Annotated in this window: 8 protein-coding genes; 6 read left to right on the plus strand and 2 right to left on the minus strand. The window is 70.8% G+C overall.

Annotated features, from left to right (window positions below):
• Both FDZ70_04975 and FDZ70_04980 read right to left on the minus strand, forming a co-directional pair.
• Window positions 1–239: hypothetical protein (locus FDZ70_04975; GenBank protein TLM77882.1), on the minus strand; the 239-nt coding region annotated here is incomplete at its 3' end.
• On the minus strand, window positions 240–707 hold the full coding sequence (locus FDZ70_04980; protein ID TLM77889.1) for an RNA polymerase sigma factor: 468 nt from the start codon (window positions 705–707) through the stop codon (window positions 240–242).
• Between the two features lie 190 nt (window positions 708–897).
• On the opposite strand from FDZ70_04980, the gene tgt reads away from it, so the two are divergent.
• The 6 genes from tgt to FDZ70_05010 form a co-directional block, all read left to right on the plus strand.
• Window positions 898–2,016 (plus strand): tRNA guanosine(34) transglycosylase Tgt, encoded by a 1,119-nt coding sequence (tgt, locus tag FDZ70_04985; protein TLM77883.1) that lies wholly within the window; start codon window positions 898–900, stop codon window positions 2,014–2,016.
• Complete coding sequence (yajC, locus tag FDZ70_04990) at window positions 1,988–2,377, plus strand: preprotein translocase subunit YajC (protein TLM77884.1); 390 nt, start codon at window positions 1,988–1,990, stop codon at window positions 2,375–2,377. Before tgt ends, yajC begins: the two co-directional genes overlap by 29 nt.
• A gap of 1 nt (window position 2,378) precedes the next feature.
• Window positions 2,379–3,059 (plus strand): HD domain-containing protein, encoded by a 681-nt coding sequence (locus FDZ70_04995; protein ID TLM77885.1) that lies wholly within the window; start codon window positions 2,379–2,381, stop codon window positions 3,057–3,059.
• 50 nt (window positions 3,060–3,109) lie between these two features.
• A complete protein-coding gene (secD, locus tag FDZ70_05000) occupies window positions 3,110–4,447 on the plus strand; it encodes a protein translocase subunit SecD (protein TLM77886.1) in 1,338 nt (445 codons plus the stop codon).
• Entirely contained in the window at window positions 4,444–5,517 is a 1,074-nt protein-coding gene (gene secF / locus FDZ70_05005; GenBank protein ID TLM77887.1) for a protein translocase subunit SecF, read from the plus strand. The genes secD and secF overlap by 4 nt, the downstream gene beginning before the upstream one ends.
• Window positions 5,405–6,605 (plus strand): single-stranded-DNA-specific exonuclease RecJ (locus FDZ70_05010; GenBank protein ID TLM77888.1); only part of this gene is annotated, 1,201 nt, incomplete at its 3' end. The genes secF and FDZ70_05010, both read left to right, overlap by 113 nt.

The following is a 6,605-nucleotide window of genomic DNA, read 5'->3' on the forward strand; positions in this document are numbered from 1 at the left end:
GACTCGGCGAGCGCGGCGTCCTCGGCGCGTACGGAGTCGACGGCGGCCATCACGCGGTCGGCGAGGCCCTCGGGTGCCTTGGGCGCGGGCACGCCGGCGAGCTGCGCCATGCCTCGCGCGGTGACGCGGCACGAGTCGCAGACGGCGCAGTGCGCCAGCGCCTCGTCCAGGTCGGGGACGGACCCCTTGCCCTCGTCGATGCTCCCGGCGATCGCTCGGAGCGCGCGTTCGCAGTCCATCTAGTCGTCATCTCCCACGCGAAGCATCGTCGCGAGCGCCCGCCGTGCGCGGAACACCCGCGACTTGACCGTTCCCACGGGCACGCCGAGCGCCTCGGCTGCGTCGGCGTAACTCAGGTCGAACAGCGCGACCGCGTTCAGGGCGTCGCGGTCCTCGGGCGCCAGCGCGCCCATCGCCGTCTCGACGGCGGCCTGCGTGACCACCTGGTCCGCGAGGTCGCCGGGAGCGACGGCTTCGACGTCGACCGGGTCGACCGGCGCGGGGCGGCGCCTGCCGGCGCGGAACATGTCGAGGCAGACGTTCCGCGTGATGCGGTACAGCCAGGTCGTGAAGGCCGACCGGCCGTCGAAGGTGTCCAGCGAGCGGTACACCTTGATGAACACCTCCTGAACCGCGTCCTCCGCCGACGTCCGGTCGCCGAAGAACCTCAGCGCATGACCGTAGACCGCGTCGAGGTGCGCGCGCATCAGCTTCTCGAACGCGTCGCGGTCGCCGCCTCGGGCGGCCTCGACGAGCGCGCTGTCGCTGGTGCGGTCGGCGGTCACGCTCGTCACTCTCGCCTTTCGACGCCGCGTCCGGTCAGTGGGTTCGCGCCCACGAGCATAGCGCGTCCGCGCGACGGGTGGGGCCGGGGCCGTGCGCTAGAATCGAGGCCCTATGGACGCCGCATTCACCCTCGAGGCCACCGATCCGCGCACGTCCGCACGCGCGGGCGTCCTGCACACCGCGCATGGCGATGTCGCGACGCCTGCGTTCATGCCGGTCGGCACGCGCGCCACCGTGAAGGGCCTCACCCCCGCGCATCTGCGTGACCTGGGCGTGGGGATCGTGCTGGCCAACGCGTACCACCTCTTCTTGCGGCCCGGCGCCGACGTCATCGCCGAGGCCGGCGGCATCCACTCGTTCATGGGCTGGGACGGCGCCGTGCTCACGGACTCGGGCGGCTTCCAGGTGTTCTCGCTGTCCGACACGCTGAAGGTCACCGACGAGGGCGTCGGGTTCCGCAGCATCGTGGACGGCGCGCAGCACTTCTGGTCGCCCGAGGACAACGTCGCGGTGCAGGAGGCGATCGGCGCCGACGTCATCATGCAGCTCGACGAGTGCCCGCCGTATCCGGCCGAGCAGTCGCGCGTGGCCGAGGCGGTGCGTCGTTCGGCCGAGTGGGCCGTGCGCTGCAAGGCCGCGCACCGGCGTGAGGGCCAGCTGCTCTTCGGCATCGTCCAGGGGGGCGTGTACCCGACTCTGCGTGCCGAGAGCGTCGAGCGCCTCACGCAGGTCGGGTTCCCCGGCTACGGCATCGGCGGCTACTCGGTGGGGGAGCCGCACGACCTCATGCTCGACTCGCTCGCGCCGGTCGCTGCATCGCTGCCCGCCGATGCGCCGCGGTACCTCATGGGCGTCGGGAACCCGACGACCATCGTGCGCGCGATCGGGCTGGGCGTCGACCTGTTCGACTGCGTGCTCCCGACCCGCACGGCGCGCCTCGGCACGGCGTTCTCGTCGCAGGGCCGGCTGAACCTGCGGAACGCGCGGTTCGCCCGCGATCTCGGCCCGCTCGATCCGGCGTGCTCGTGCGCAACGTGCGCCGCGCACTCGCGTGCGTACCTCAGCCACCTCGTGCGCGCGAAGGAGATGCTCGCGGCGGTCCTGCTCACCCAGCACAACCTGCACTTCCTTCTCGACCTGACGCGCCGCGCGCGGGAGGCTGTCGCCGAGGGCCGGTACGCCGGGTTCGCGGCCGCGTGGGATGCCTCGGAGGCTGCGGCGGACTGGTGACGAGGGTCCTGCGCACGGGTGGTATCATGTGCGCTTGCGGCCGTGCCCGGAAGGCGTGGCACGCACCGCTCGTGAGAGGGGCAGTACCGTGGGCAGCATCAGCCAGGACACGCTCAACATCATCCTGCTCGTCGTGATGGTCGCCGCGTTCTACCTGATCATCATCCGGCCGCAGCAGATGCGTCAGAAGCAGCACACGGAGATGGTCAGGTCACTGGCGGCCGGCGACCGCGTGATCACCGCAGGCGGCCTGCTCGGCACGGTCACAGAGGTGGGCGAGGACGAGGTGCTCCTCGAGATCGCCCCGGGCGTCGAGGTGCGCGTGGTCAAGGACGCGGTCAACCGCAAGGTCGAGGAGTGAGATGACCGAGCCGGCCTGGCGGGCGGTGTCGCTCGAGGACGTTGCGAACGACCCGGGCGTCATCGCGTACATGGAGATGGGCGACACCTACCTCGGCGCGCTCGGCTACACGGAGCACGGCGGACGGCACGCGAACCTCGCTGCGCACATCGCCGGCAACGTGCTGCGCCGCCTCGGCTACGACGACCGGACCGCCGAGATCGCCTCGATCGCCGGCTTCCTGCACGACGTCGGCAACTGCATCGGCCGCGAGGCCCACGGCGTCTCGACGGCGCTGCTCGCCAAGGGCGCGTTGTGGCGCATGGAGATGGACCCGCGCGAGATCGCCGTCATCATGAACGCCGTCGGCAACCACGAGGAGGAGTTCGGCGTGCCGGCGACGCCGGTCGCGGCCGCGGTCATCCTCGCCGACAAGTCCGACGTCCACCACACGCGCGTGCGCGCGACCGAGCCAGCGGGCTTCGACATCCACGACCGCGTGAACTACGCGGCCAAGCGCTCGTTCCTGCGCGTCGACGAAGAGTCGCGTACCATCACCCTCGAGATAGACATCGACACCGACCAGTCGCAGGTCATGGAGTACTTCGAGATCTTCCTGTCGCGCATGCAGATGTGCCGCAAGGCCGCGGACGTGCTCGACGCGACGTTCTCGCTCGTCATCAACGGGACGAAGCTGCTGTAGCGGCGCAGCGTCGCACCGCGTGTCGGACCTACAGGACGGAAAGGCCGAGGATGGATCCGAAGCAACAGAACGCGCTCGCGCTCGCGCTCATCGGGACGCTGGCGGTCGTGTCGGCGTGGCTGCTGTGGCCGCTGTCGACGAGCATCGACAAGGGCCTCGACATCCAGGGAGGCCTCTCGGTCATCCTGACCGCGAAGCCGATGCCGGGCCAGACGCTCACAGCCGAGCAGATGGACCGCGCCGAGACCATCATCACGAACCGCGTCAACGGACTCGGCGTCTCCGAGGCGTCCGTGCAGCGGCAGGGCACCGACTCGCTGCTCGTGCAGCTGCCGGGCATCAAGGACGCCGAAGGCGCCCTCAAGGCGCTCGGCTCGACCGGCCGCCTCGAGTTCGTTGACTGGGCGAGCGTGCCCGCCAGCGAGAAGGCGGACTGGGACGCGTACCTGACGGCCGCGAACCAGGGCAAGGCCACCGATCGGCCCAAGCCGCTCGTCGAGGGCACGTACGAGTCGTTCCTCGGCGGCGAGACGGTCAAGAACGCCGTGGTCTCCACGCGCGAGGGCGGGCAGATCGTGGTCAACGTCGAGATGGACTCGGCGGGGGCGAAGATCTGGGGCGACTACACGACCAAGAGCGTGGGCAAGCAGGTCGCCATCGTGCTCGACGGCGTCGTCCAGTCCGCGCCGACCGTCAACGAGCCGATCTTGGACGGCAGCACGCAGATCTCGGGCAGCTTCACCGCCGAGGAGGCCAAGCAGCTCGCGGCGGTCCTCGAGTCGGGCGCGCTGCCGGTGACGCTCGAGGCCTCTGAGTCCCGCGTCGTCGGCCCGACGCTCGGCGCCCAGTCGCTGCAGCAGGGCCTCATCGCCGGCCTGGTGGGTCTCGGCGTCGTGTGCGCGTTCATGGCGCTGTTCTACCGCGGCTTCGGCGTGCTCTCCTGGGTGTCCCTTGCGGTCTTCTCGGTCCTCGAGCTCGGCATCCTCGCCCTGCTGTCGCGCTTCAACATGTTCGCGCTGTCGCTGCCCGGCGTCGCCGGCATCGTGCTGTCCATCGGCATCGCGGCCGACTCCTCGATCCTGATGTTCGAGCGGTTCAAGGAGGAGGTGCGGATGGGCAAGACGGCGCGCAGCGCGTCGAGGTCGAGCACGCGCCACGCGCTCGGCACGAGCATCACCGCCGACTTCGTCACCTTCATCTCCGCGCTCGTCATCTGGTCGGTGGCGATCGGGCCGGTGAAGGGCTTCGCGTTCACGCTCATGCTCGGGATCGTGTGCGACCTGACCGTCGCGATCCTGTTCACCCGCACCATCATCATCATGCTCGCGGAGTCGGTGGTGTCCAAGATGCCCGGCATCTTCGGCCTGAGGGCTGGTGATGCGTCGTGAACCTGCACATGGACTTCATGGGCAAGCGGTGGTGGATGCTCGGCTTCTCGGCCCTCGTCCTCGTCGTCGGCATCGGCGCGATACTCATCCGCGGGTTGAACTTCGGCATCGAGTTCCGGGGTGGCACCGTGCTCACGTTCGAGAAGGCCGGGACGGTGTCGACCGAACAGATCCGCCGCGCGCTCGAGGGCGCGAAGATCGAGGGCGCGAAGGTCGCGAACATCCAGCCGGCGGGCGAGGGCAGCTACATCGTGCGCGTGTCCGAGCCTGACGCCACGAAGGCGTCGGCGGCCTACCAGAAGGTGGTCGCCGCACTCAAGCTCACCGCGCAGGAGACGAACGTCACGACGATCGGCCCGGGCTGGGGCAAGGTGGTCACGAACAGCGCGATCATGGCGCTGCTCTGGTCGGTGGTGGCGATCCTGATCGTCATCACGTTCGGCTTCGAGTACAAGATGTCGATCACCGCGGTCGTGGCGCTGCTGCACGACGCTGGCATCGTGCTCGGCATCTACGCGCTGTCGGGGCGCGAGGTCACGCCGAACACCTTCGCTGCGCTGCTGACCATCCTCGGCTACTCGCTGTACGACACGATCGTCGTGTTCCACCGCATCAAGGAGAACAGCGGACGCATCGTCAAGCAGTCGTTCATGCAGATGGCGAACGAGTCGATCAACCAGGTCTTCATCCGCTCGATCAACACTTCGCTGACCACGCTCATCCCGGTCATCGCACTGACGGTGTTCGGCGGCGAGACGCTGCAGGACTTCGCGTTCGCACTGCTCATAGGCCTGATCTCGGGCGCGTACTCCTCGATCGCGGTCGCGAGCCCGATCTTCGCGATGTGGAAGGAACGCGACCCGCACGCCGGTCCCTTCGCGTCCGGACGGCGGTGTGAGGCACGTGGAGCGCCGGGAGGCCGGATGGGTGCTCAGGCCCGCGGACGAGTCCGCAGCGATGGCGCTGCGCTCGGCGGGCTACTCGGCCATCGTCGCGCGCATGCTCGCCGCGCGCGGCGTGGCCTCGGCTGCCGAGGCGGACGCGTTCCTGACCCCCGACCTCGCTCGTGACTGGCTCGACCCGCTGCTGGTCTGCGGGATGGCTGAGGCCGCCGAGGCGGTCGCGGACGCAGTGCACGCCGGCCGGCGGATTGTGGTCTTCGGCGACTTCGGCCTCGACGGCATCTCGGCGGCCGCGTTGGCCGTCCGGGGCCTGCGCGCGATGGGCGCCGACGCGGCGCCGATGGTGCCGCACCGCTTCCGCGAGGGGTACGGCCTGTCTGTCGCGTCGCTCGAGCGGGTGTTCGAGCTGTCGCCGGAACTGGTCGTCACCGTGGACTGCGGGATCTCGTCGGCAGCGGAGGCGCACGTGCTGCGCGAGCGCGGCGTGTCACTCGTCGTGACCGACCACCACGAGCCCGGCGATGAGGTGCCGCGCGGTGTGCCGGTCGCGGACCCGCGGCTGCATCCGGACGGCGCCGCAGCCCCGTCCGCGGGGCTCGCCGGCGCGGGCGTGGCGCTCAAGCTCGTGCAGGCCGTCGGCGGGCTGCTCGGCTCGCCCGGCGAGTGGCGCACGCTGACGGACCTGGCGACGCTCGGCACGGTGGCCGACGTCGTGCCGATCGCCGGCGAGAACCGAGCGCTCGTCGCCGACGGGCTGGCGCGTATGCGCTCGGCCCCGCGCGCGGGCATCGCCGCGCTCGCGCAGGTCGCCGGGATCGAGACGCGCGTCATGCGCGCCGACAACCTCGCGTACGCGCTCGCGCCGCGCCTCAACGCGCCCGGGCGGGTGGGGGACCCCGACGACGCGCTCGCGCTCCTGCTCGCCGACGACCCCGACAGCGCGCAGTGCCTCGCCGAGCGTCTCGATGCCGACAACCGGACGCGGCAGGCGCTCGAGGCCGGTCTGCTCGAGGCGGCGGGGGAGCAGGCGGCGCAGACGTTCGCGCCGGGCGACCGGGCGCTCGTGCTGGCGGGCGAGGGTTGGCACGAGGGCGTCAAGGGCATCGTCGCGTCACGGCTCGCGGCGCAGTACGGCGTGCCGGCGCTGCTCTTCTGCATCGAGGACGGCGTCGCGAAGGGCTCGGGGCGCAGCGGCGGGGCCGTCGACCTGCACGGCGGGGGTGCGGCCGCTGCCGGCCTGCTCCCCCGCTTCCGCG

The organism is Actinomycetota bacterium (genome assembly GCA_005774595.1).
GTDB lineage: Bacteria > Actinomycetota > Coriobacteriia > Anaerosomatales > D1FN1-002 > D1FN1-002.